Consider the following 22,561-nt stretch of genomic DNA (forward strand, 5'->3'; position numbering starts at 1 on the left):
CAGCCCATCACAGACCAAACCACCCAAGACCAAGGCAAGAGCCACAAATCTCTTCTCGTCTTCAGGAAATCAGATATGATTTTCAAGGAACGAACGAGCAAAGGCTCCGGGTTTCCCCGGTTGGGATACCCCAACCCTTGCTCGGAACCGCCGACTGAAGCGCGGCGGGAAGACGTATTTAGTGACCCGAGGCCACCTCGTCAACCCTGCCCGTTCACTTCGTCCGGGGACACCGTGGCCGCCGTTTCAGGCGCCGTCGGTGTGGGGCGGCTTATATGGGGCCGCCCCACACCTGTCAAAGGGGTTTCACACAGTTTCCGCAAACGAGTCGATCGGGCTTACTTCCAGCCCATCCGGTCCCACGGAAACCCGCAGAGTCTGCCCGTCCTTCACGCTGCCTTCGAGCAGCATGCCGGCCAGCCTGTCCTGCAGGTTGCGCTGGATCACCCGCTTCAGCGGCCGCGCGCCATAGACGGGGTCGTACCCCGCCTCGGCCAGCCAGTCGCGCGCCTCCTTGTCCAGTTCCAGCGTGATCTTCCGGTCCTCTAGCAGCTTCCGCAGCCGACCCAGCTGGATCTCGACGATCGAGCCCATGTCCGCGCGCGCGAGGCGCCGGAACAGGACAATCTCGTCCAGCCGGTTCAGGAATTCCGGCCGGAACCGGGTGCGCACCACGTTCATCACTTGGCCGCGCACCAGGTCGACGTCCTCGCCTTCCGGCTGGGCGGCCAGGATCTCGCTACCCAGGTTGCTGGTCAGCACGATCAGGGTGTTCCGGAAGTCGACCGTCCTCCCCTGCCCGTCCGTCAGCCGCCCGTCGTCGAGCACCTGGAGAAGGACGTTGAACACGTCCTCATGCGCCTTCTCCACCTCGTCGAAGAGGATGACCTGGTAGGGCCGGCGCCGCACGGCTTCCGTGAGCGCACCACCCTCCTCATAGCCCACATAGCCCGGAGGAGCGCCGATGAGCCGGGCGACGGCGTGCTTCTCCATGTATTCCGACATGTCGATGCGCAGCAGCGCCCGGTCGTCGTCGAAGAGGAAGCTCGCCAGCGCCTTGGTCAGCTCGGTCTTGCCGACGCCGGTCGGGCCCAGGAAGAGGAAGCTGCCGATCGGCCGCCCCGGATCCTGCAGGCCGGCCCGCGCACGCCGAACCGCCTTGGAGACGGCCTCCAGTGCCTCCTCCTGGCCGACGACGCGCCTGCGCAGCTCGTCCTCCATGCGGATCAGCTTGGCGCGCTCGCCCTCCAGCATCTTCTCCACCGGCACGCCGGTCCAGCGGGAGACGACGGCCGCGACACCCTCCTCGGTCACCGCCTCGTTCACCAGACGGCCGCCCTCATCGGAGGATTCCGCGATCTTCTTCTCCAGTGCCGGGATGACGCCATAGGTCAGCTCGCCGGCCCGGGCGTAGTCGCCCTTGCGCTGGGCCAGCTCCACCTCGGTGCGTGCGCGGTCCAGCTCCTCCTTGGCCTTCTGCGCCTCGGTGAGCTTGTTCTTCTCCGCCTGCCAGCGCGCCGTCAGCGCGGAGGACTTCTCCTCGAGCGAGGCGATCTCACGCTCCAGCCTTTCCAGCCGGTCACGGCTGGCCGCGTCGGTCTCGCGCTTCAGCGCCTCGCGCTCGATCTTCGAGCGCATGAGGTCGCGGTCCAGCGCGTCCAGCTCCTCGGGCTTGCTGTCCACGGCCATACGGAGGCGGGACGCGGCCTCGTCCACCAGGTCGATCGCCTTGTCCGGCAGGAAGCGGTCCGTGATGTAGCGGTTCGAGAGAGTCGCCGCCGCCACCAGGGCGCTGTCGGCGATCCGCACGCCGTGGTGCAGCTCGTACTTCTCCCGGATGCCGCGCAGGATGGAGATCGTGTCCTCCACGGTCGGCTCGCCGACGAAGACGGGCTGGAACCGCCGCGCGAGCGCCGCGTCCTTCTCCACATGCTTGCGGTACTCGTCCAGCGTGGTCGCACCGATGCAGTGCAGCTCGCCGCGGGCCAGTGCGGGCTTGAGCAGGTTGGAGGCGTCCATCGCCCCATCCGCCTTGCCCGCGCCGACCAGCGTGTGCATCTCGTCGATGAAGAGGATCACCTCGCCGGCTGCCGTCTCGATCTCCGTCAGCACGCCCTTGAGGCGCTCCTCGAACTCACCGCGATACTTCGCGCCGGCCACCATCGCGCCCAGGTCGAGCGCGAGCACGCGCTTGCTCTTCAGCGCCTCCGGCACGTCGCCATTCACGATCCGCAGGGCGAGGCCTTCGACGATCGCCGTCTTGCCCACGCCGGGCTCGCCGATGAGCACGGGGTTGTTCTTGGTGCGGCGGGCGAGAACCTGGATCGTGCGGCGGATCTCCTCGTCGCGCCCGATCACCGGGTCGAGCTTGCCGTCCCGCGCCGCCTCGGTCAGGTCGCGCGCGTATTTCTTCAGCGCGTCGAACTGCTGCTCGGCATTGGCATTGTCCACGGTGCGGCCCTTGCGGAGCTCGGCCACGGCCGCCTCCAGCTTCTGGGCGGTGGCCCCGGCCTTGACCAGCAGCTTGCCCGCCGGCGTGTCGCTCGCCGCGATGGCCACCAGCAGCCGGTCCTGCGCGACGAAGCTGTCGCCGGCCTTCGTCGCCGTTCGCTCGGCCGCGTCCAGCACGCGCACGAAGTCGGGCGTCACCTGGGGCTGGCCGGCGCCACCGCCGGAAACCCGCGGGTTCTTCGCCACCTCGCCATCCACGTCGCGCTTGGCGGCCGCGGCGTCGCCCCCAGCGGCGCGGATCAGGCCGGCGGCGGCCCCTTCCTCGTCATCCAGCAGCGCCTTGAGCAGGTGCTCCGGCGTCACCCGCTGGTGGTATTCGCGGATGGCGATGGTCTGCGCGGCCTGAAGAAAGCCGCGGGCGCGTTCGGTGAGTTTCTCGATGTCCATGTCTCTGTCCCTCCACCCCGGTTCGGAACCCCGGAGGATCGATGGCGACCGCCCTTGCCGCCCCTCATCAGGCAGCGGCTTAAGCGTGTAAGGGGGATGTGGTAATGACCTCGATCAAGGTTCAAGGCCTTTCGGGAGAGCTTCGGATGCGTATCGAGCGGCTGTACCGCTACCCCGTGAAGGGCCTCACCGCCGAGAGCCTGGAGGAGGTGGAGCTGACGGCCGGGGAGACCATCCCCCATGACCGCCGCTTCGCACTGGCGCAGGGAGACGCTCCCTTCGACGAAACCGAACCGCGCTTCCTGCCGAAGCAGAACTTCGCCTGCATGATGAAGAACGGGAAGGTGGTGCTGGTGCGCGCCGCCTTCGACCCGCGGGCGCGCACACTGGCACTGGCGGCGGATGGGCACCCTCCCCTTTCCGCCCCGACCGATACGCCGGACGGCAAGGCCGCCCTGGGAGAATGGCTGATCCGCTTCCTCGGGGATGAGGCACGGCACGGGGTGAACCCCGACGGCAGCGCCCGCCCGCCGCGTTTCACCGAGGCCCCGGGCCATGCCTTCACGGACCAGGTGAAGAAGGGCGTCTCGCTGATCAATCTGGCGAGCCTCGAGGCTCTGGAGAAGGCGATCGGGCGGCGGCTGGATCCTCTCCGCTTCCGGGCGAACATCTATTTCTCCGGCCTGCCGGCCTGGGCGGAGCACGAATGGGTCGGGCAGGAGCTGCTGGTCGGCGGTGCCCGGCTCTCGGTGTTCAAGCGCACCGTCCGCTGCCCCGCGACCCAGGTGAACCTGAAGACCGGAGAGCGCGACTGCGACGTGCCGCACCTGCTGATGGAGCATTTCGGCCACAAGGACCTCGGCATCCACGCCACCGTTGCGGAGGACGGAAGAGTTTCCGTCGGAGATGCTCTCGAACCGGTGTGACTTGAAATGCTGCAGCGCAACCGGAACATAGGCCAGCGGTTCAACCACTTGCCCCGGCCGGGGCGCCGGTGGGTGCCGGCGGGGGAGGCCGGGTTCCGGAGGGAACTGCTCCCATGCGCATCGCACAGGTCGCACCGCTTGCTGAAGCCGTGCCGCCCAAGCTCTATGGCGGGACGGAACGCATCGTCTCCTATCTCACCGAGGAACTGACCGCCCTCGGCCACGAGGTCACCCTCTTCGCCAGTGGCGACAGCATCACGAGCGCGGCGCTCGAGCCGATGCTGCCGCAGGCCATCCGGCTGGACCCCTCGATCCGCGATCCGATCGCGCCGCATATGCTGATGGTCCAGAAGGTGCTGGACCAGGCGGCGCGCTTCGACATCGTCCACTATCATATCGACCACCTGCACCTGCCGGCCCTGCGCGGACGCGGCGTACCCTTTGTGTCCACGTTCCATGGCCGGCTGGACCTGCCGGAGATCCAGCCCCTGCTCTCCGCCTTCCCGGAGGCCCCCTTCATCTCGATCTCGGACAGCCAGCGCCGGCCGCTCCAGCATGTGGACGTGAACTGGGCCGGGACGGTCCTGCACGGCCTCCCGGCAGGGCTCCTGCCCTTCAGCCCTCGGCACCAGGGCTACATCGCGTTCCTCGGGCGAATCTCGCCGGAGAAGGGGCCCGACACCGCCATCCGCATCGCGGTGGCCGCCGGCATTCCCATCAAGATCGCGGCCAAGGTGGACAAGGCGGACCAGACCTATTTCGAGGAGGTGGTCGCCCCGCTGCTGGACCAGGACGGGGTGGAGTTCATCGGCGAGATCAACGAGGCCGAGAAGGCCGAGTTCCTCGGCAATGCCATGTGCCTGCTGACGCCCATCGCCTGGCCCGAGCCCTTCGGGCTGGTGATGATCGAGGCCATGGCCTGCGGCACGCCCGTCATCGCCTTCAACCGCGGCTCCGTGCCTGAGGTGGTGGAGGACGAGGTGTCCGGCTTCATCGTGGAGGACGAGCTGGGCGCCCTCGCCGCGCTGAAGAAGCTGCCGGCCCTGGACCGGGCCGCCGTCCGCACGGCCTTCGAACGCCGATTTACCGCCCGCCGGATGGCCGAAGACCACCTGGCGTTGTACCGCCGCTTGCTCGGGCGTGAGCGGACCACCATCCTCCGCGCCGTCTGACGGCCGCCGGCGCGCGCCATAGCCGGAAATTTCCGGGGGGTGGCGCGCGTTGCAGGACGGCACGCGCGACAGGGAGTGGTTGAATGGACGAAGACGGCACGGGCGCGGTACGTCAGGACGATGATGGCGCCTGGAGCGTGACCGCGACGGCGGCCACGGCCCTGGCGCTCTACCGCCCCCGTACGCTCAAGAACGGCTCCTCCTTCCTCGTCCTGGACCATTTCGGGGACGCCCAGGCGATCGGCTCCACGGCCGAGGGGCTGTTCCACGACGACACGCGCTTCCTCTCTCGCCTTTCGCTGCGCCTGGCCGGGCTGCGGCCCTTGCTGCTCTCCTCGGCCGTCAGCGCGGACAACACCGTGCTTTCGGTCAACATGACCAACCCCGACATTCCCGTCGCGCCCGACCGCAAGCTGATGCGGGACAGCGTCCATGTGGAGCGCCAGATGGTGCTCGGCTCCGGCGTGGTGCGGGAGCGGATCACCCTCCGCAACTTCGCGGAGACGCATCTCTCCACCGAGATGTCCCTCACCTTCGCCGCGGATTTCGCCGATATCTTCGAGGTCAGGGGCCAGAAGCGCGCCCGCCGCGGCGAGCGGCGCGCGCCGGAGATCCGGCCCGATGGCAGCCTCGTCTTCGCCTATCGCGGGCTGGACGATCTGGAGCGCCGGACGCGGCTGCGCTTCGACCCCGCGCCGGACGGCGCCCCGGGGCGCGACAATCGCTGGCCGCTGGAGCTTCCGCCCGGTGGCCGGCAGGTCATCGAGGTGACGATCACCTGTGAATCCGGGCCAGAGGCCGAGGAGGCCGAGGCCCCCGGCTTCGACGGGCTGCTGGCCGGCATCCGCGCCTGGTGCGGAGAGAGGGACGCGGCGCGGGCCCAGGTCGTCTCCTCCAACCAGGCCTTCAACGACTGGTTCGCCCGGTCGGAATCCGACCTCACCATGCTGACGACCCAGACGCCGTCAGGCCCCTTCCCCTATGCCGGCATTCCCTGGTTCTCCTGCCCCTTCGGGCGGGATTCCATCATCACGGCGCTGCAATGCCTCTGGGCTGATCCGGAGCTGGCCCGTGGCGTTCTCCGCTACCACGCGAAGCTGCAGGCCACCGCCATGGACCCGGCGCGGGACGCGGAGCCGGGGAAGATCCTGCATGAAAGCCGGAAGGGAGAAATGGCGGCACTGCGGGAGGTGCCCTTCGGCCGCTACTACGGCTCGGTGGATTCCACGCCGCTCTTTGTCGTGCTGGCCACTCAATATGCCGAGCGCACAGGGGACTGGGCGCTGATCCGGGAGATCTGGCCGAATATCGTGGCCGCCCTGGGCTGGATCGAGCGCCATGGCGACATCGATGGCGACCTGCTGCTGGAATACGACCGGCAATCCCTGAACGGGCTCATCAACCAGGGCTGGAAGGACAGCTGGGACAGCGTCTTCCATGAGGATGGCCGGCTCGCCGACGCCCCCATCGCGCTGATCGAGGTGCAGGCCTATGCCGAGGCCGCGTGGCGCGGCGCCGGCCGCATGGCCAAGGCGCTAGGCCATGAGGACGAGGCCGCCGTCTGGACGGACAGGGCCGACGCGGTCCGCGCCCGGGTCGAGGAAGCCTTCTGGTGCGAGGAACTCTCCACCTACGCCCTGGCGCTGGATGGCGAGAAGCGCCCGTGCCGCGTGCGCTCCTCGAATGCCGGGCACGCGCTGCTAACCGGCCTGCCCTCCCCCGACCGGGCGCGCCGCATCGCCCAGACGCTGATGGCGCCGGAGAGCTTCTGTGGCTGGGGGATCCGCACGATCGCGGAAGGCGAGAGCCGCTACAACCCGATGTCCTACCACAATGGCTCGGTCTGGCCGCACGACAACGGGCTGATCGCGCTGGGGATGAAGCGTTATGGGCTCAACGTGCAGCTCGAACGGCTGCTGACGGGCCTCTATGACTCGGCCCTGTCTGTGGACATGCACCGCCTGCCCGAGCTATTCTGCGGCTTCCCCCGCCGCCATGGGGAAGGCCCAACGGCCTATCCCGTGGCCTGCCTGCCGCAGGCCTGGGCGGCGGCCAGCGCCTATGCGGCGCTCGGCGCCATGCTCGGCGTGTCCTTCCGGCCCGAGGAAGGCGTGATCCGCTTCCAGCGCCCCTTCCTGCCCGCCTGGCTGGAAGAGCTGCGGATCGAAAACCTCCGCCTGGGCACCGCGGCCGTGGATGTCCGGCTGCGGCGGCACGAGGCGGATGGGAGCGTCTCGCTGAACCTGCTCCGCCGCCGCGGGCAGGTGGAGGTGGCGGTCATCACCTGACCGCCGCCGCTCCGGCCCGGCCAGCCGGGCCTCACAAGGCCCTACTGGACGGTTTCGCGCGTCTCGCCGTCGACCGAGGGCGATTCGTAGTTGCCGTTGGAGCTGGTGATCGTGGCCTCGCCCTCGGCATCGCCGAAGCCGTCCCCCTGGCCATCGTTGCCGCCGTAGCGGCGGCCGCCATGCTGCGGGCCGGCCGCCGCGCCGCCCTGCTGCTGCTGGGCCTGGTTCATGGCGTTGAGGATGCGGAAATAATGCTCCGCATGCTGGAAATAGCCCTCAGCCATCACCCGGTCGCCGGAGCCGGTCGCGTCGCGGCCGAGCTGGAGATACTTCTCGAACAGCTGCTGGGCCGTGCCGCGCATCCGCATGTCCGGTCCGATGGAGTCGAACACGTGGTTCCGGTTCATCGGCTGGTTGCCGTTGTTGTGGTGCCGGGGAGCGCCTCCCCCACCACCGCCGCCGCCATGACCTCCCTGCCGGAAGTTCCCGCGGCCGCGCATACGCTTCATGTTCATCTGGATCTGGTTCGCACCTGCATGCTCGGGCCGGCTGCGGAGGCGGGGGCTGTGCCCCAGAATCCTGGTCCGACTTCCGAGATGATGATCGTTGTGCCCGGGGGCACCGGATTGTTGTGCCTGGCGGCGCAACCGAAGCGACGGCCGACCCGCACCGGGGTTTTCAGGGCCAAGGCTCCGGCTGACCCGCCGCGTGTCGCGATGGGGGCCGCAAGGTGAAGGTAGTGAGCCCGGCCGATTCCTCCAAATGGTTTTTTCGGGGCCGGCTTTTCAAGCCGGCCGAAGCACCAGGGCGCGGGGGATGCCACCCAGGTCCGACCGGCATTCGACCGCGCGGAGCCCTGCCCCGGCCATCAGCCCCTCCACCGCAGGCTGCTGCCCCTGGCCGAGCTCCAGCACCGCCCTGCCCGCCCCGGTCAGAAGGCGCGGGAGGCAGGCGGCCAGGGCGCGATAGGCGTCCAGGCCATCGGGCCCGCCATCCAGCGCCAGCGCCGGCTCATGCCGCGCCACCTCCGGCATCAGCCCGGGAATCGCCGCGGATTCGATGTAAGGCGGGTTCGAGAGAATCAGGTCGAACCGCCCGGCCAGCGCATCGGCCCAATCCCCCGCCAGGATGGCGGCGCGTTCGGCCAGCCCGTTCCGGGCGGCATTGGCCCGGGCGAGCGCGGCCGCCTCGGGGTTCCGCTCCACCCCGACCCCGAAGGCCCCGGGGAATTCCTCCAGGCAGGCCAGAAGCAGCGCGCCGGTACCCGTCCCCAGATCGAGGATCCGGGTCACGGCCCCACGCTCGGGGAAGGCTGCGAGCGCGGCCTCGACCAGGGTCTCGGTATCGGCGCGCGGGATGAGGGTGGCGGGGCTGCTCAGCAGGTCCAGCGTCCAGAATCCGGCATGGCCGAGCAGATGGGCCATGGGCACATGGCGGGCGCGGGCGGCCAGGGCTTCCCGGAAGCGCGCCTGTGCCTCGGGCGGCACGGGCGCGCGGGGGTCGCGCAGCAGGTCCTCCTGCCGGCACCCCATGGCATGGGCGAGGAGAAGCCGCGCTTCCAGCCGGGGGGCCTCCACCGCCGCCGCGCGCAGCCGCTGGCCGGCCTGGCAGAGAAAAGCCCCGATCGACTCGCCCGGCTCGCAGCCGCTCACCCCTCCTCCGCCGCCAGCCGCGCCGCCTGGTCCTCGGCCATGAGGGCGGAGAAGATCTCCTCGAACTCGCCCATCATCACCCGGTCCACCTTGTGCAGCGTCAGCCCGATCCGGTGGTCGGTCACGCGGCCCTGGGGGAAGTTGTAGGTGCGGATGCGCTCGCTGCGGTCGCCGGTGCCCACCTGCCCCTTGCGGTCGGCGGCGCGGGCGCCGGCCAGCGCCTGGCGCTGCGCCTCGTAGATGCGGGCGCGCAGCACCTTCATCGCCTTGGCGCGGTTCTTGTGCTGGGACTTCTCCTCCTGCATCGCCACCACCGTCCCCGTGGGAATGTGGGTGATGCGGACGGCGCTGTCCGTCTTGTTCACATGCTGCCCGCCCGCGCCGGACGCCCGGTAGGTGTCGATGCGCAGGTCGCTCTCGTTGATCTGCACGTCCACCTCCTCCGCCTCGGGCAGCACGGCCACGGTGACGGTCGAGGTGTGAATGCGGCCCTGGGTCTCGGTGGCCGGCACGCGCTGCACGCGGTGCACGCCGCTCTCGAACTTCAGCTTCGCGAAGACGCCGCGCCCGGTGATGTTGGCGCTCGCGCCCTTGACGCCGCCCGCCTCGGCCTCGTCCCATTCCAGCACCTCGAAGCGCCAGCCCTGGCTTTCGGCGTAGCGCTGGTAGGCGCGGAACAGCTCCGCGGCGAAGAGCCCGGCCTCGTCGCCGCCGGCCGCCGGCCGCACCTCCAGGATCGCGGAGCGCTCATCCGCCGCATCCCTGGGCAGCAGCATGATGCGGATCTCGTGCTCCAGCGCGGGCACGCGGTCGCGCTGCTCGTAGAACTCCGCCTCGGCCAGTTCCCGCATCTCGGGGTCGGCCATCATCGCCTCGGCATCGTTCCGGGCGCGCTCGGCCTCACGCAGCTCCTGCACCTTGGCGACGACCGGCTCGATCTCTGCGAGTTCCTTGGACAGCGCGCCGAAGCGGCTGCCATCGGCGGTGCCGAGCTCGTGCCGCAACTCCTCCGCGCGGGTGAGGAGACGGTCCAGCTTCGCGGGGAGTGCCATCAGATGAGCCGTGCCGCGAGTTCGGCCAAGGGCACCCGCTCCTGCGTGCCGGCATCGAGGTCGCGCAGCTGCGCGACACCTTCGGCCAGCTCCTCATCCCCGATGATGACGGCGGCGCGGGCACCGAGGCGGTTGGCACGCTCCATCCGGCGCTTCAGGTTCCCCTTGTACCCGACCTCCGCGACCACCCCGGCGCGGCGGAGGGACTGCACGGCATCCAGCGCCGCCGCCTCGGCCGCCTCCCCCACCGGGATCACGGCGACGGGGCGCGGGGCGGCCGGCGCGGCCTCCAGCAGCATGGATAGGCGCTCGACTCCCGCCGCCCAGCCGACGGAAGGCGTGGGCGGGCCGCCCATCTCCTCCACCAGCCCGTCATAGCGGCCACCGGCCATCACGGTGCCCTGGGCGCCCAGGCGGTCGGTGACGAACTCGAAGGCGGTGTGGCTGTAATAGTCCAGGCCGCGCACGATGCGCGGGTTCTCGCGATAGGGCACGCCGAAGCGGTCCAGGGCGCGTTTCACCCCGGCATAGAAGGCCGAAGCCGCCTCGGTGAGATGGGCTTCGATCGTGGGCGCGTCGGCGACCAGCGCCTTGTCCCCGGCATCCTTGCTGTCGAGGATGCGGAGCGGGTTCTTCTCCAGCCGGGTCCGGCTCTCCTCCGAGAGCCTGTCGGCGGAGGCCTGGAAATAGGCGACCAGCGCGGCGCGGTAAGCCTCGCGGCTCGGCCCGTCGCCGAGCGTGTTGATCTCCAGCACCGCGCCCTGGTCGATGCCCAGCGCCTGCTGGATATGCCAGCCGCAGGCGATCACCTCGGCATCGGCCAGCGGCTCGGCCGCGCCCATCACCTCGCAGCCGATCTGGTGGAACTGGCGGTAGCGGCCCTTCTGCGGCCGCTCGTAGCGGAACATCGGGCCGGCATAGAACACCTTGCGCGGCAGGTTCGTCTGGGTGAGCCCGTTGGTCACCAGCGCCCGGCAGGCACCCGCCGTCCCCTCGGGGCGGAGCGTCACGCTTTCCCCGCCGCGATCCTCGAAGGTGTACATCTCCTTCGTCACCACGTCGGAGGTCTCGCCCAGGGTGCGGGCGAAGACGCGGGTATCCTCGAAGATCGGGGTCGCCCATTCCTCGAAGCCATAGAGGGCCGAGATGCGGCGGGCCGTGTCGATGACGTGGTGGTGGCGCCGGAACTCCTCGCCGATCAGGTCATGCGTGCCGCGCGCGGGCTGGAGGTCAGGTTTCGCCATGGCGCCGGGCGCTAGCGCCACCGGAAGCGTCTGGCAAGGGTCGAGGCCTTCGGCCCGGCCATCTTTGGCCCGGACATGCCTGCCCCGGATGCTCTAAGACGCCATCTCGCCTCTGTTCTACGGAGCCGGCCTGCCTGTCTTCCGAACTCATCCTGGTGCTTCTCATCCTGGGCGCCGTCGTCCTGATGCTCGCCCTGAACCGGCCAAGGGCGGATGCGGTCGCCGTCCTGCTGGTGGTGACCCTCCCCTTCACCGGGCTCGTCACAGTACAGGAAAGCCTCTCGGGCTTCGCCGACCCCTCGGTCGTGCTCGTGGCGGCCATGTTCGTCATAGGCGATGGGCTGGTCCGGACCGGTGTCGCCTCGCGCCTCGGGGACTGGATAGGAGACCGCAGCGGCCGGGGGGAGGCCGGCGTGATCGTGCTGCTGATGCTGGTCACCGCAGGCCTGGGATCCATGATGAGCTCGACCGGGGTGGTCGCTATCTTCATACCGGTCGCGCTCCGGGTCGCGGCGCGGCGCGGCATACCGCCTGGGCGGCTCATGATGCCGCTCAGCGTGGCCGCTCTGATCAGCGGGATGCTGACCCTGGTGGGAACTCCGCCGAACCTCGTAGTGAACGCCGAACTGTCGCGGGCGGGGCTGCCGCTGCTGGGTTTCTTCTCCTTCACGCCCATGGGGCTGACAGTGCTCGTCCTCGCCCTGGGCTGGATGCTCCTGGCCCGCCGCTGGCTAGGAGGGGCAGCTGGGACGGAGCAACGGCCAGCCGGGCGGCGCCTTGCCGACTTGGCGGCGGACTACGCCATCCTGGACCGGGTCATCCGCGTCCGGCTTCGGCCCGGATCACCGCTGCTCCACAAGCCGCTGAGCGAGCTGTCGCTGCGCGCCGGTCATGGGCTCAACGTGCTTGTCATCGACCGTCACAAGGGCCTGAGCCGTCGCACGCTGCTGCCAGATCCGGCGACGCGGCTGCACGCGGGAGATGTGCTCGAGATATATCTCTCCTCGCCGATCGAGGACGGCGGGCTGCAGCCGCGGCTGGAGGCGCTCGGAATGGAGGCGCGGCCGCTGGATCTGCACGACGTGGCCCACCGCCCGCGCCAGATCGGAGTGGCCGAAGTGATGATCGCCCCAGAATCCAAACTGATCGGGCGAACGATTATGGACGCCCGCTTCCGCAGCCGCACCGGTCTGACTGTCATCGGCATCCGCCATGGAGCTGCATCAGGGCGCATCGCGCTGAAGCACGGGCTGACGGAACAGGTGCTGGCGCTGGGCGACACCATGCTGGTGGTCGGCCCCTGGCGCTCCATCCGCCGCCTGAGGGATAGGCGCGACCTCGTCATCCTGAACTTACCCGCTGAGTTGGAGGAGGAGACGCCGGCGATGCGGCACGCTCCACAGGCCTTGCTGGCCACAACGCTGGCGGTGGCACTGATGGTGACCGGTATCGTGCCCAATTCCGCCGCGGCCCTGATCGGCTGCCTCGTCATGGGTGCCACCGGATGCACGGATCTGGATTCCGCCTACAAGGCGATCTCCTGGCGCACCGTAGTGCTGATCGCCGGCATGCTGCCGCTTTCCCTGGCGCTTCAACGCTCTGGCGGGGTGGAGCTGGCGGCAGCAGGGCTGCATTCCGTGATGACCGGGCTGGGACCTCGCGGCATCCTGGCCTGCCTTTTCGCAGTCACCGCAGCTATGGGCCTGTTCCTCTCCAACACCGCAACGGCGGTGCTGATGGCGCCGGTGGGCATTGCCATCTCTCAGGAGATGGGCCTGTCGGCACCGCCTTTCGCCATGACCGTGGCGCTCGCGGCCTCGGCCGCCTTCATGACGCCGGTCTCCTCACCGGTGAACATGCTGGTGATAGGACCGGGCGGCTACCGCTTCTCCGACTTCCTTCGGATCGGCCTCCCGTTGGCCCTCGCATCCATGGGCGTTACGGTGCTGATGGTCCCCTGGATCCTGCCGCTGCATGGAGCGGCCACGGCCTCGCCATGAGGCGGACCGGAGCCGAAGGGCGGCGGCTGGAGAAGGCTCCCTAACCTTCCCGCAGCACCGCGACGGCCCGGCGCAGATGCTCCCTGGCCTCCGCGAACACCTCGGCGTCCCGCTCGTCCAACGGGCCATGCCCTTCCTCGAACTCCTCCAGGAGGTCGAGGATGGCCTGCTCCATGGCGGCGAGGACGGGGTGTGGATCCTGCTCGGCGGAGGGCATCACTCGGCCGCCTGCACCGCGAGGGGGATGTCACCCACCGCCTCGGCCGCCTTTTCCGCGTCCTTCTGCGCCTTCAGCAGCGCGGCCCGCTGTTCCACGAGCCCGACGATGTGGTCCACCATCTCATCGCTCCGTGTCGTGTGGCTGGTCTTGCCGGCCGAGTAGACCATATGGGTCCCTGCCCCGCCACCGGTGAGGCCGATATCGGTCATCAAAGCCTCGCCCGGCCCGTTCACCACGCAGCCGATGATGGAGAGGGTGATGGGCTGCTCGATATGCGCCAGCCGCTCCTCCAGCGCCTCCACCGTCTTGATGACGTTGAAGCCCTGCCGGGCACAGGAGGGGCAGGAGATGATCTTCACGCCACGGTGCCGAATGCCCAGCGACTTCAGGATGTCCCAGCCCACATGCACCTCCTCCTCCGGCTCGGCCGAGAGGGAGACGCGCAACGTGTCGCCGACCCCGGCCCAGAGCAGGTTGCCGAGGCCGATGGAGGACTTCACCGTGCCGGTGCGGCGCCCGCCGGCCTCGGTGATGCCGATGTGCAGGGGGTGGTCGCAGGCATCCGCCAGCTGCTGGTAGGCGGCGACGGCCAGGAACACGTCGCTGGCCTTCACGCTGATCTTGAACTCGTGGAAGTCGTTCTGGAGCAGGTGGTCGGCGTGCCACAGGGCGCTTTCGACCAGCGCCTCGGGGTTGGGCTCCCCGTATTTCTCCAGCAGGTGCTTCTCCAGGCTGCCCGCATTCACGCCGATGCGGATGGAGCAGCCGTAGTCCCGGGCGGCCTTCACGACCTCCTTCACCCGCTCAGCCGAGCCGATATTGCCGGGGTTGATGCGGAGGCAGGCCGCGCCCGCCTTCGCGGCCTCGATCGCGCGCCGGTAGTGGAAGTGGATGTCCGCGACGATCGGGACATTCACCTCGCGCACGATCTCGGCCAGCGCCGCCGTCGCCTCCTCGGTCGGGCAGGAGACGCGGACGATGTCCACCCCGGCCAGCTCCGCGCGCCGGATCTGGGCGATGGTCGCCTCGGCATCCTCGGTCGGGGTGTTGGTCATGGTCTGGACGGTGATGGGCGCGTCACCGCCCACGGGCACCTTGCCCACCATGATCTGCCGGGACTTGCGGCGCTCGATATGCTGATACGGGCGGTAGGACGACATGCGCGGGCTTCCCCGAAATGCCCCCTGGATATGGCAGGCCAGCCCGCCATGGCCAAGGGACGATGAGGTTACCGCATCCGGGCCGCCGGCACAGCCGCGCGCGAACTAGCGCGCGGGTGCCGGGGCGGCGCCGTTGCGGGGCTGGCGGAGCTGGTCCGGGTTCAGCACCACGTCGCGCACCACGCCGGTCCGGCCGGTGAGCGCCGGGCTGACCTGCCCATCCACCACCAGCTCCAGCCCCTGGGCCTTGCCGGTGGTCAGCACCAGCCCTTCCCGCAGGGGCACGGCATAGGTCTCGCGGGGCTGCAGCACGCGGCTCATCACCGTCTGGCCCGAGCGCGAGTCGCGGATCTGCACCCAGGCCTCCTCGGTCGCGCGCAGGACGATCCGGTTCGGCGGCTCCGCCGGGGCGGCGGGAGTGGTGGGGGCGAGAGGCGGCGGGGCGGGCGCGGCCGGGGTGGCGGCCTGGCCAGGGGTGGCCGCGACAGGACCGTTGAGCGCGGGCGCGCCCGGCGGGCGCACCCCGCTCACGGCCGGAGACGCGGCAGGCCCGGTGGGCGCCGCCGGAGCCTGGGCGCCCGGGCTGACGGGGGCCGAGGCCTGGGGCGCGGCGCCGGGGCCGCCCGGCGGCGGAGGCGTCACGCCCGGCCTGCCCGAGCCGGCGCCGGGGGTCGCCTGGCCCAGGGTGGGCGGCAGCACGGGGGCCGTGTCGTTCTGCGGCAGGCCGGGGCGGGCATCGCGCGCGGCCTGCTCGATCCGGGCAGGGGGCGGCGGCACCTGGTCCACCGTACGGTCAGCCGAGCCGCTCCAGCGCCACCAGGCGGCATAGGCGCCGACCATGATCACCACGCCGACCAGGATCACCGCCCCCGCCGGGATGCCACGCTCGGGCACCGGCTCGGGGAAGACCAGATCGGTGCGGCCGACCCGCGCCGGGCCGTTCTCGCGGTAGCGGCGGGCCAGGTCGTCGGCATCCAGCCCGAGCGCGCGGGCATAGGTGCGGACGAATCCGAGCGCATAGGCGGGGCCCGGCAGGTCGCGGCTGCGGCCCTCCTCGAGGGCGGCGAGGTAGCGGCGGTTGATGCGGAGGTTATCCGCCACCTCGTCCAGCGTCGCCCCCAGGGCGAGCCGGGCGTCCCGCAGCTCCTCGCCCACGCGGGCCGCTTCCGCCGTCGTCATGTCGGGCTTCACCATCGGGGAAACGGAACTTCTAGGGGTGGAAACGGACCTCTAACGCGGCCCGCCGGAGCAAGGAAGCCCCGGCCCGATTCTCCTTCGGGCAAGGAGTGGCTTGGCCCGTCCGCCGAGGCCGCGCGGCGCGCTTCGCGGTGCCGGGGCTTAGGCCCGGGCCGCCAGGGCGGCGGCGGCCTGGTCCATCAGCTCGGCCAGGATCTCGGCCGCCGGGGCCTCCTTCGTGACCATGCCGACGCTCTGCCCGGCCATGAGGGAGCCGTTCTCGACATCGCCGTCGATCACGGCGCGGCGCAGGGCGCCGGCCCAGTAATGCTCGATGTCCAGCTGGGCCGCGACCTTGTCCAGCTCGCCGGACTGGTGGCGCCGGATCACCCCGGCCTGGTGCTCGAGGAAGCGCTTGGTGCCCTCGTTCTGCAAGGCGCGAACGGGGATGACGGGGAAGCGCTCATCCAGCTGCACCGTGGGCAGCGCATCCCGCGCGGCGCCGCGGATGAAGGCCTGCTTGAACTTCGGATGGGCGATGCTCTCCGTCGCGCAGACGAAGCGGGTGCCGATCTGCGCGCCGGCCGCGCCCATCTCCAGGTAGGAGAGCAGCGCCTCGCCGCGCCCAATGCCGCCGGCGACGAAGACCGGCACCTCGGCGGCCATGGCGGGCAGGATCTCCTGCGCCAGCACGTTCAGCGAGACCGGGCCGATATGACCACCGGCCTCGGAGCCCTCGATCACCAGCGCATCCGCGCCCGAGCGCACGAGCTTCTTGGCCAGGGCCAGCGCCGGGGCGAAGCACACCACCTTGGCCCCACCCTCCTTCGCCTTGCGGATGGCGGGGGTGGGCGGGATGCCGCCGGCGAAGACGATATGGCCCACCTTCGCGTCGAGGCAGACCTGCACCAGGGCATCCAGGCGCGGATGCATGGTGATGAGGTTCACGCCGAAGGGCTTGTCGGTCAGCGCCTGGGTGGCCGCGATCTCCTCGGCCAGCCGGGGCGGCTCCATCGCGCCGCAGGCGATCACGCCGAAGGCGCCGGCATTGGACAGGGCGGCGACGAGGTTGCGCTCGCTGATCCAGGACATGGCGCCGCCCATGATGGCGACGCGGCTGCCCAGGAAGGCGGCGCCGCGGGCCATCAGCCGCTCCAGCCGCGCCCGCGCCGCGTCATTCGCCGGGGGCGTGGAGGGCGGGGCGGCGGGCGCCGCGGCCTCGGCCGCCGCAGCCGCCTGGGAGGCGGGCGTGTTGCCCTGCGCGGCGGGGATGGCGGGGAGGTCGGTGGTGCTGAGGGGTGCCATCAGGCCGGGGCGTCCAGGCCATAGGCGGTGTGCAGGGCGCGCACCGCCAGCTCGGTATACTCGGCGCCGACCAGCACGCTCGTCTTGATCTCGCTGGTGGAGATGACCTGAATGTTGATCCCCTTCTCCGCGAGCGTCTTGAACATGGTCGCGGCCACGCCGGCATGGCTGCGCATGCCGATGCCGACGATGGAGATCTTCGTCACCTCCGGGTCGGCCAGCACATCGGCGAAGCCGATCGCGCCGCGGGCCTTCTCCAGCACCTCGCGGGCCCGGGGCAGGTCTGCCTTGCCCACGGTGAAGGTCATGTCCGTGGTCCCGTCGGAACCGAGGTTCTGGACGATCATGTCCACGTTCACATTGGCATCGGCCAGGGGGCCGAACACGGTCGCCGCGATGCCGGGCTTGTCCGGCACCTGCCGCAGCGTGACCTTCGCCTCGTCGCGCGAATAGGCGACGCCCGTCACCAGGGGCTGTTCCACGATCTCGTCCTCGTCCACCACCAGGGAGCCCGGCTTGTCCTCGAAGGAGGACAGGACCTGCACCCGCACCTTCTGCTTCATCGCCAGCTCGACCGACCGGGTCTGCAGCACCTTCGCGCCGACCGAGGCCAGTTCCAGCATTTCCTCATAGGCCACCGCGGCCAGCTTGCGCGCGCGGGGCACGATCCGGGGGTCCGTCGTATAGATGCCGTCCACATCGGTGTAGATGTCGCAGCGGTCGGCGCGGACCGCCGCGGCCACCGCGACCGCCGAGAGGTCCGAGCCGCCACGCCCGAGGGTCGTGATCCGCTCGCGCGGGCCGATGCCCTGGAAGCCGGCGATCACCGGCACCTGGCCCTGGCCCATGCGCTCGACCAGCCGCTCGCCCTCGATCTCCTCCACCCGCGCCTTGCCATGGGCGCCATCGGTGCGGATCGGCACCTGCCAGCCCTGCCAGGAACGCGCGTCCACGCCCAGCGTCTGCAAGGCGATGGCCAGGAGGCCGGTGGTCACCTGCTCGCCGGTCGCGACGACGGTGTCGTATTCCCGCGCGTCATGCAGCGGCGACAGCTCGGTGCACCATTTCACCAGCTGGTTGGTCACGCCCGACATGGCGGAGACGACCACCGCCACCTCATGCCCGGCATCCACCTCCCGCTTCACGCGGCTGGCGACGTTGCGGATACGGTCCAGGTCGGCGACGGAGGTGCCGCCGAACTTCATCACGATACGGGCCATCGGGGATCGGAGAGCTGCCGGAAAGGGGTTCGCGCGGGTTGCGTCCCGGCGCGGGGCGGCACAGATACCGGCCCCGGCCCCCTTGAGCAACCTGGGCGGGCGATCTGGGGGATTCCCATGGCGGGTGGAGCGGTTCCGGCGGGCACGGTGCTGGACAGCGAGGTCGCGAAGTTCGACGCGCTGGCGGCGGAATGGTGGAACCCGCGGGGCCCCATGGCCCCGCTGCATGCCATGAACCCGCTGCGCACCCGCTGGATCGCGGAACGGCTGGGCAGCGCCTTCGGGCGCGACCCCGCGGCGCTGGACGGGTTGCCGCTGCTCGATGTGGGCTGCGGCGCAGGGCTGGCCGCCGAAGCCCTCGCCCGCCGCGGCGCCCGCGTTACGGGGCTCGACATGGCCGCGGGCGCGCTGGAGGCCGCGCGCTTCCATGCCGCCGGCCAGGGCCTGTCCATCGATTACCGCCAGGGGCGCCCGGAAGATCTTTCCGGCCAGTTCGAGGCCGTGACGGCGCTGGAGGTGATCGAACATGTGGCGGACCGGGATACCTTCCTGGCCTCCCTCGCCCGCGCCACCCGGCCTGGAGGGATGGTCTTCCTCTCCACCCTGAACCGCACGGCCCGGAGTTTTCTTTTCGCCAAGCTTGGGGCCGAATACCTGCTGCGGCTGCTGCCGCGCGGCACGCATGACTGGCGGATGTTCGTCACCCCCGCCGAACTCGGCATGGGCCTTCGCCGCGCCGGGCTGCGGGTGGTGGATGTGGCCGGCATGGTGCCGGACCCGCTGACCGGTGGCTGGCACGAAAGCCGCGACACGGCCGTGAACTACATCATGGCCGCCCGGAAGGATTAGCCCCCGGGATCAGCCATCCGGATCAGCCGTCCGCTCGGGGCACCCAGGGAATGCGGCCGATCTCGATGCCCTCATCGGCCAGGGACTCGGCCTCCTCGGCCGTCGCCTCGCCATAGATCCCGCGCCGCTCGGTCTCGCCCCGGTGCATCTTCCGGGCCTCTTCGGCGAAGTCGCGGCCGACATGGTCGCAGTTCTTCTCCACCTCGGCCCGCATGCGCTGCAAAAGGGCCAGGACCTGCGCCGGCATAGGCCCAGCGGTGGCCGCCACCTCCTGCGGCGCGGCCTGGGGCGGCGCCTCCGGAGCCTTCACCGGCACGGGCTCCCCGCGCGTCTTGGCGATCGCGGGCGCCATGAGGTCCCGCCGGACCTTCGTGTCGCCGCAGACCGGGCAGTCCACCAGCCCGGTGGCGGCCAGCTTGTCGAAGGCGGCGCTGTCCTTGAACCAGCCATCGAAGCCATGTTCCTGGCTGCAGCGAAGTTGGTAGTGGATCATCTCGTGTCTTAGGGTTGGAGGCTGTGACGCCGCCCGGTTCTGGCACTCTGCCGATCAGAGTGCCAGAGAAGCCGTCAGGCCGCCAGAAGGGCGTCGAGCTTCCCGGCCCGGTCCAACGCGGCCAGATCATCCGAACCGCCAACCGCCTGCCCGCCGATGAAGATCTGCGGCACCGTCGTCCGCCCACCCGAGCGCTCGATCGCCGTCTTGCGGGCCGGGGAGCCGGTCGGGGCGTCGATCTCCTCGAAGGCGGCGCCCTTGCGGGCCAGCAACGCCTTGGCGCGCTCGCAATAGGGGCAATACGGGATGGTGTAGATCTCGATCTGGGCCATTCCCGACATGTCGGTAAGGCGCCCGAGTCCTTCAAGGCACCCGGCAAGGCACCCGGCAAGGCACCCGGCAAGGCGCCCGGGAAAGCGCCCGGGAAAGCGCCGGGTTTTCCCCTAGGAGGGCGTCCGGCGCGGAGCCGGGACGCGCGCCGCCGCGAGCACCTCGACCGCGGTCGCCCCGGCATCCAGGAGCGCCTCGGCGCAGGCATTGGCGGTGGCGCCGCTGGTCAACACGTCATCGACGAGCAGCACCCGCCGGCCCAGGATCCGCCCGCGCAGGCGAGACGCCACGCCGATGGCGCCATGCATCACCGCCCGCCGCACCTCCGCGCCCATGGGGCCCAGCGGGGGCGTGGCCCGCAGCCGCCGCAACGCATCCGGCAGCACCGGGCGTCCCGCGATCCTGCCGATCTGCCGCGCGAGCAGGGCCGCCTGATTATAGCGCCGCCGGAAGAGGCGCCAGCGATGCAGCGGCACCGGGACGATCACCTCCGCCTCCGCCAGCAACGCGGCCCCGGCGGCGGCCATATGGCGCGCGAGCGGCGCGGCCAGTTCGGTCCGGTCTCCATATTTCAGCGGCAGCACGAGCCGCATCACCGCCTCGTTGTAGGTGAAGGCGGCCCTGGCCCGGTCGAAGGCCGGCGGCGCGGCGACGCAGCGGGGGCAGAGGCCCGCCTCCCCCTCCCCCTCATGCTCGAAGGGCAGGCCGCATTGGTCGCAGAAGGGCGGGACGATCAGGTGCAGCCCGGTGAAGCAAGAGGGGCAAAGGGTTCCCTGGTCGAGCACACGCTCGTCGCAGGCCAGGCAGTGCGGGGGCAACAGCGCGTCCAGCACCGCCTTGCCCCCGAGCCGCGCATAGCGCGCCGCCCCCTCCATCGCCGCCGCCCGCATCATTCGCTCCGAAGCACTGGGGCGGATGCTAGCCCGAGGCCCCTGGCGGCGCGAGGGCCGCCGCGACATATGCGGGGAATGAGCGCGCCCCATTTCATCTTCGACCGGCCCCTGCACCGCCGCCGCCGCGACCGTGCGGCCGCCACGCAGCACCGCGTGGCCCCGGTCATCGAAGCACTCGCAGAGCGCCTTCTGGACCGGCTGGACGACACCACCCGGCGCTTCGGCCGTGCGCTCGAAATCGGCGGCCGTGGCATTGTCGCGCCCGCCCTGCGGGCGCGCGGCATCCCCTTCGTGACCTCGATGGACCTATCCCCCCGGCAGGTCGCCGGGGCGGGCGGGCTGGCGGTGGCCGGGGACGAGGAATGGCTTCCCTTCGCCGAGGGCAGCTTCGACCTCGTGGTCGCTAACTTCTGCCTTCACTGGGTGAACGACCTGCCCGGCGCGCTGGCGCAGATCCGCCGCGCCATGACGCCGGACGGCCTGTTCCTGGCCACCCTGCCCGCCCTGGGCACGCTCCAGCCCCTGCGCGAAGCCCTCACCGCTGCCGATGCCGCCCTCCGCGGCGGCGCCTCCCCCCGGGTCTCGCCCTTTCCGGAGCTGCGGGACGGCGCCGCGCTGCTGCAACGCGCCGGCTTCGCCCTGCCGGTCGCCGACCTGGAGGAGGTCTCCCTCGCCTATCGCGACCCGCTGATGTTGCTGCGCGATCTTCAGGCGGCGGGCGAAACCAGCGCGATCCTCTCCCGCGATGCCCGAATCCCGCCCCGGAACCTCTTCCCCCAGGCCCTCTCCGCCCTGCCCGGCGGCGCCGAGGGGATCCCGGTGACGATCCGTCTTCTCACCCTCACCGGATGGAGCCCGGGACCGGATCAGCCCCGCGCCGCGCGCCCCGGGAGCGCCACGGCACGTCTGTCCGATGCGCTGGGCGTTCCCGAACACAAGGCGGGCGATGCCGTGGGGTAATACCGTGGTGCGCTTCCTGTTGAGGGCTCCGCCCTCGCCCGGGTTGCTGGGCGCCTATTCTGCCTTGCAGTCGCCTGAGGTTTTAGACCTCAGGCGCACCGTCAGCCCGTGATTCCAAACTGATAGAAAAGATGGTGGTGAAGGGTCCGGGGAGAGGAAGAATTCCTTCTTCCTCTCCCTGGCGCAGGCCGTCAGCCCAGAACAAGGGCGTGCGGAAACCGGGCCAGACCGCGATCTGCGCGCCCCGGCATCCATCCCTCTCCCTACGCCAGCGGGAGGTTAGGCGCCGTAGCGCAGCACCATCCGGCCTTCGTCGCTGCACACCAGCTGGGTTCCCACCTCCGGCTCGGCGCCGGGTTGGGCGCCGATCCAGCCGCCATGCAGCCCTTCCAGCACGGGCCCGATCCATTCCCCTTGCCCGTCGCGCAGGCTGGGCAGGCTCGGCGGGGCCGCGTGGGTGAGAAGGAGGGCGGGCCCATCGGAATCGAGCGCGATGGAGACGGTGCCCCAGCGCGGCACCGCGAGCCGCTCGTTCATCCGCGCCTCAAGCCCGGCCAGCGTATCCTCGGGCGGGATGGGCGAGAGAGCGGCGATCTGCGTGCCGATGGCGCGCAGCAGCACCGCGCGCTCTTCGGGCGACATATGGGCGTCCAGCGTATCCAGCAGGGCGCGGAGAAAGCCCTCCCATTCCGGGCGGGCGTCACTGTTGGAGGTCATCGGCGC

The 22,561-nt window shown here is 70.5% G+C and carries 20 protein-coding genes; 6 read left to right on the forward strand and 14 right to left on the reverse strand.

From position 1 onward, the window contains the following. Positions 1-306 precede the first annotated feature (306 nt). On the reverse strand, positions 307-2,898 hold the full coding sequence (gene clpB / locus BUB97_RS21875) for an ATP-dependent chaperone ClpB (RefSeq protein ID WP_073138918.1): 2,592 nt from the start codon (positions 2,896-2,898) through the stop codon (positions 307-309). 146 nt (positions 2,899-3,044) lie between these two features. Here clpB and BUB97_RS21880 point away from each other — a divergent pair, with 146 nt between their 5' ends. From BUB97_RS21880 to BUB97_RS21890, 3 genes are all read left to right on the forward strand, one after another. Next, positions 3,045-3,824 (forward strand): MOSC domain-containing protein, encoded by a 780-nt coding sequence (locus BUB97_RS21880; protein ID WP_073138921.1) that lies wholly within the window; start codon positions 3,045-3,047, stop codon positions 3,822-3,824. A gap of 113 nt (positions 3,825-3,937) precedes the next feature. Continuing rightward, on the forward strand, positions 3,938-4,996 hold the full coding sequence (locus BUB97_RS21885) for a glycosyltransferase family 4 protein (protein WP_073138924.1): 1,059 nt from the start codon (positions 3,938-3,940) through the stop codon (positions 4,994-4,996). An 83-nt stretch (positions 4,997-5,079) separates the two neighbouring features. Continuing rightward, positions 5,080-7,284 carry an amylo-alpha-1,6-glucosidase gene (locus tag BUB97_RS21890; protein ID WP_086062457.1) on the forward strand — a complete coding sequence of 735 codons (2,205 nt, stop codon included), beginning with the start codon at positions 5,080-5,082 and terminating at the stop codon, positions 7,282-7,284. A gap of 41 nt (positions 7,285-7,325) precedes the next feature. On the opposite strand, the gene BUB97_RS21895 is transcribed toward BUB97_RS21890, so the two are convergent. The 4 genes from BUB97_RS21895 to hisS form a co-directional block, all read right to left on the reverse strand. Beyond that, positions 7,326-7,799, reverse strand: a complete 474-nt coding sequence (locus BUB97_RS21895) for a DUF4167 domain-containing protein (protein ID WP_086062458.1) — start codon at positions 7,797-7,799, stop codon at positions 7,326-7,328. 270 nt (positions 7,800-8,069) lie between these two features. Continuing rightward, a complete protein-coding gene (prmC, locus tag BUB97_RS26595) occupies positions 8,070-8,936 on the reverse strand; it encodes a peptide chain release factor N(5)-glutamine methyltransferase (RefSeq protein ID WP_073138929.1) in 867 nt (288 codons plus the stop codon). Continuing rightward, positions 8,933-9,988 carry a peptide chain release factor 1 gene (gene prfA, locus BUB97_RS26600; RefSeq protein ID WP_073138932.1) on the reverse strand — a complete coding sequence of 352 codons (1,056 nt, stop codon included), beginning with the start codon at positions 9,986-9,988 and terminating at the stop codon, positions 8,933-8,935. The genes prmC and prfA overlap by 4 nt, the downstream gene beginning before the upstream one ends. Beyond that, positions 9,988-11,232 (reverse strand): histidine--tRNA ligase, encoded by a 1,245-nt coding sequence (gene hisS, locus BUB97_RS21910; RefSeq protein ID WP_073138935.1) that lies wholly within the window; start codon positions 11,230-11,232, stop codon positions 9,988-9,990. Before hisS ends, prfA begins: the two co-directional genes overlap by 1 nt. Positions 11,233-11,387: 155 nt before the next feature. Between hisS and BUB97_RS21915 the strand changes: the two genes are divergently transcribed. Further along, positions 11,388-13,232, forward strand: a complete 1,845-nt coding sequence (locus BUB97_RS21915) for an SLC13 family permease (protein ID WP_245818412.1) — start codon at positions 11,388-11,390, stop codon at positions 13,230-13,232. Between the two features lie 40 nt (positions 13,233-13,272). On the opposite strand, the gene BUB97_RS26385 is transcribed toward BUB97_RS21915, so the two are convergent. The 5 genes from BUB97_RS26385 to BUB97_RS21935 form a co-directional block, all read right to left on the reverse strand. Next, complete coding sequence (locus tag BUB97_RS26385) at positions 13,273-13,449, reverse strand: hypothetical protein (protein WP_175562709.1); 177 nt, start codon at positions 13,447-13,449, stop codon at positions 13,273-13,275. Continuing rightward, positions 13,449-14,612 (reverse strand): flavodoxin-dependent (E)-4-hydroxy-3-methylbut-2-enyl-diphosphate synthase, encoded by a 1,164-nt coding sequence (gene ispG / locus BUB97_RS21920; protein WP_073138942.1) that lies wholly within the window; start codon positions 14,610-14,612, stop codon positions 13,449-13,451. Before ispG ends, BUB97_RS26385 begins: the two co-directional genes overlap by 1 nt. A 105-nt stretch (positions 14,613-14,717) precedes the next feature. After that, positions 14,718-15,806, reverse strand: a complete 1,089-nt coding sequence (locus tag BUB97_RS26390; RefSeq protein WP_073138945.1) for a helix-turn-helix domain-containing protein — start codon at positions 15,804-15,806, stop codon at positions 14,718-14,720. A 144-nt stretch (positions 15,807-15,950) separates the two neighbouring features. Continuing rightward, entirely contained in the window at positions 15,951-16,934 is a 984-nt protein-coding gene (locus BUB97_RS21930) for an NAD(P)H-dependent flavin oxidoreductase (protein WP_245818414.1), read from the reverse strand. A gap of 158 nt (positions 16,935-17,092) precedes the next feature. Further along, positions 17,093-18,313, reverse strand: a complete 1,221-nt coding sequence (locus tag BUB97_RS21935) for an aspartate kinase (RefSeq protein WP_073138948.1) — start codon at positions 18,311-18,313, stop codon at positions 17,093-17,095. A 117-nt stretch (positions 18,314-18,430) separates the two neighbouring features. On the opposite strand from BUB97_RS21935, the gene ubiG reads away from it, so the two are divergent. Further along, the gene (ubiG, locus tag BUB97_RS21940; RefSeq protein WP_073138950.1) at positions 18,431-19,162 is read left to right on the forward strand and encodes a bifunctional 2-polyprenyl-6-hydroxyphenol methylase/3-demethylubiquinol 3-O-methyltransferase UbiG; all 732 of its coding nucleotides are present in this window, start codon (positions 18,431-18,433) and stop codon (positions 19,160-19,162) included. Positions 19,163-19,184: 22 nt separating this feature from the next. Here ubiG and BUB97_RS21945 read toward each other — a convergent pair whose 3' ends face one another. The 3 genes from BUB97_RS21945 to BUB97_RS21955 all read right to left on the reverse strand — a co-directional run bounded on the left by BUB97_RS21945 (position 19,185) and on the right by BUB97_RS21955 (position 20,878). Beyond that, positions 19,185-19,655, reverse strand: coding sequence for a DUF1178 family protein (locus BUB97_RS21945; RefSeq protein ID WP_073138953.1), 471 nt, complete (start codon positions 19,653-19,655; stop codon positions 19,185-19,187). A gap of 74 nt (positions 19,656-19,729) precedes the next feature. Further along, positions 19,730-19,987: a glutaredoxin 3 gene (gene grxC / locus BUB97_RS21950; RefSeq protein WP_073138956.1), complete on the reverse strand. Its 258-nt coding sequence runs from the start codon at positions 19,985-19,987 to the stop codon at positions 19,730-19,732. A 111-nt stretch (positions 19,988-20,098) separates the two neighbouring features. Next, positions 20,099-20,878 carry a ComF family protein gene (locus BUB97_RS21955; RefSeq protein WP_245818413.1) on the reverse strand — a complete coding sequence of 260 codons (780 nt, stop codon included), beginning with the start codon at positions 20,876-20,878 and terminating at the stop codon, positions 20,099-20,101. 66 nt (positions 20,879-20,944) lie between these two features. On the opposite strand from BUB97_RS21955, the gene BUB97_RS21960 reads away from it, so the two are divergent. Continuing rightward, entirely contained in the window at positions 20,945-21,838 is an 894-nt protein-coding gene (locus BUB97_RS21960) for a methyltransferase domain-containing protein (protein ID WP_073138959.1), read from the forward strand. Between the two features lie 279 nt (positions 21,839-22,117). Here the strand turns inward: BUB97_RS21960 and bcsD are convergent, their stop codons facing one another. Continuing rightward, complete coding sequence (bcsD, locus tag BUB97_RS21965) at positions 22,118-22,555, reverse strand: cellulose biosynthesis protein BcsD (RefSeq protein ID WP_073138962.1); 438 nt, start codon at positions 22,553-22,555, stop codon at positions 22,118-22,120. Between the last annotated feature and the right edge of the window lie 6 nt (positions 22,556-22,561).

The sequence above is a fragment of the Muricoccus roseus genome, from assembly GCF_900141905.1.
Classification (GTDB): Bacteria; Pseudomonadota; Alphaproteobacteria; order Acetobacterales; family Acetobacteraceae; genus Roseomonas; species Roseomonas rosea.

Coding starts and splice junctions, on each gene's coding strand:
- clpB (WP_073138918.1), bottom strand. CDS start 2,898: ATGGACATCGAGAAACTCACCGAACGCGCCCGCGGCTTTCTTCAGGCC.
- BUB97_RS21880 (WP_073138921.1), top strand. CDS start 3,045: ATGCGTATCGAGCGGCTGTACCGCTACCCCGTGAAGGGCCTCACCGCC.
- BUB97_RS21885 (WP_073138924.1), top strand. CDS start 3,938: ATGCGCATCGCACAGGTCGCACCGCTTGCTGAAGCCGTGCCGCCCAAG.
- BUB97_RS21890 (WP_086062457.1), top strand. CDS start 5,080: ATGGACGAAGACGGCACGGGCGCGGTACGTCAGGACGATGATGGCGCC.
- BUB97_RS21895 (WP_086062458.1), bottom strand. CDS start 7,799: ATGAACATGAAGCGTATGCGCGGCCGCGGGAACTTCCGGCAGGGAGGT.
- prfA (WP_073138932.1), bottom strand. CDS start 9,988: ATGGCACTCCCCGCGAAGCTGGACCGTCTCCTCACCCGCGCGGAGGAG.
- hisS (WP_073138935.1), bottom strand. CDS start 11,232: ATGGCGAAACCTGACCTCCAGCCCGCGCGCGGCACGCATGACCTGATC.
- BUB97_RS26385 (WP_175562709.1), bottom strand. CDS start 13,449: ATGCCCTCCGCCGAGCAGGATCCACACCCCGTCCTCGCCGCCATGGAG.
- ispG (WP_073138942.1), bottom strand. CDS start 14,612: ATGTCGTCCTACCGCCCGTATCAGCATATCGAGCGCCGCAAGTCCCGG.
- BUB97_RS26390 (WP_073138945.1), bottom strand. CDS start 15,806: ATGGTGAAGCCCGACATGACGACGGCGGAAGCGGCCCGCGTGGGCGAG.
- BUB97_RS21930 (WP_245818414.1), bottom strand. CDS start 16,934: ATGGCCCGCGGCGCCGCCTTCCTGGGCAGCCGCGTCGCCATCATGGGC.
- BUB97_RS21935 (WP_073138948.1), bottom strand. CDS start 18,313: ATGGCCCGTATCGTGATGAAGTTCGGCGGCACCTCCGTCGCCGACCTG.
- ubiG (WP_073138950.1), top strand. CDS start 18,431: ATGGCGGGTGGAGCGGTTCCGGCGGGCACGGTGCTGGACAGCGAGGTC.
- BUB97_RS21945 (WP_073138953.1), bottom strand. CDS start 19,655: ATGATCCACTACCAACTTCGCTGCAGCCAGGAACATGGCTTCGATGGC.
- grxC (WP_073138956.1), bottom strand. CDS start 19,987: ATGGCCCAGATCGAGATCTACACCATCCCGTATTGCCCCTATTGCGAG.
- BUB97_RS21955 (WP_245818413.1), bottom strand. CDS start 20,878: ATGATGCGGGCGGCGGCGATGGAGGGGGCGGCGCGCTATGCGCGGCTC.
- BUB97_RS21960 (WP_073138959.1), top strand. CDS start 20,945: ATGCGGGGAATGAGCGCGCCCCATTTCATCTTCGACCGGCCCCTGCAC.
- bcsD (WP_073138962.1), bottom strand. CDS start 22,555: ATGACCTCCAACAGTGACGCCCGCCCGGAATGGGAGGGCTTTCTCCGC.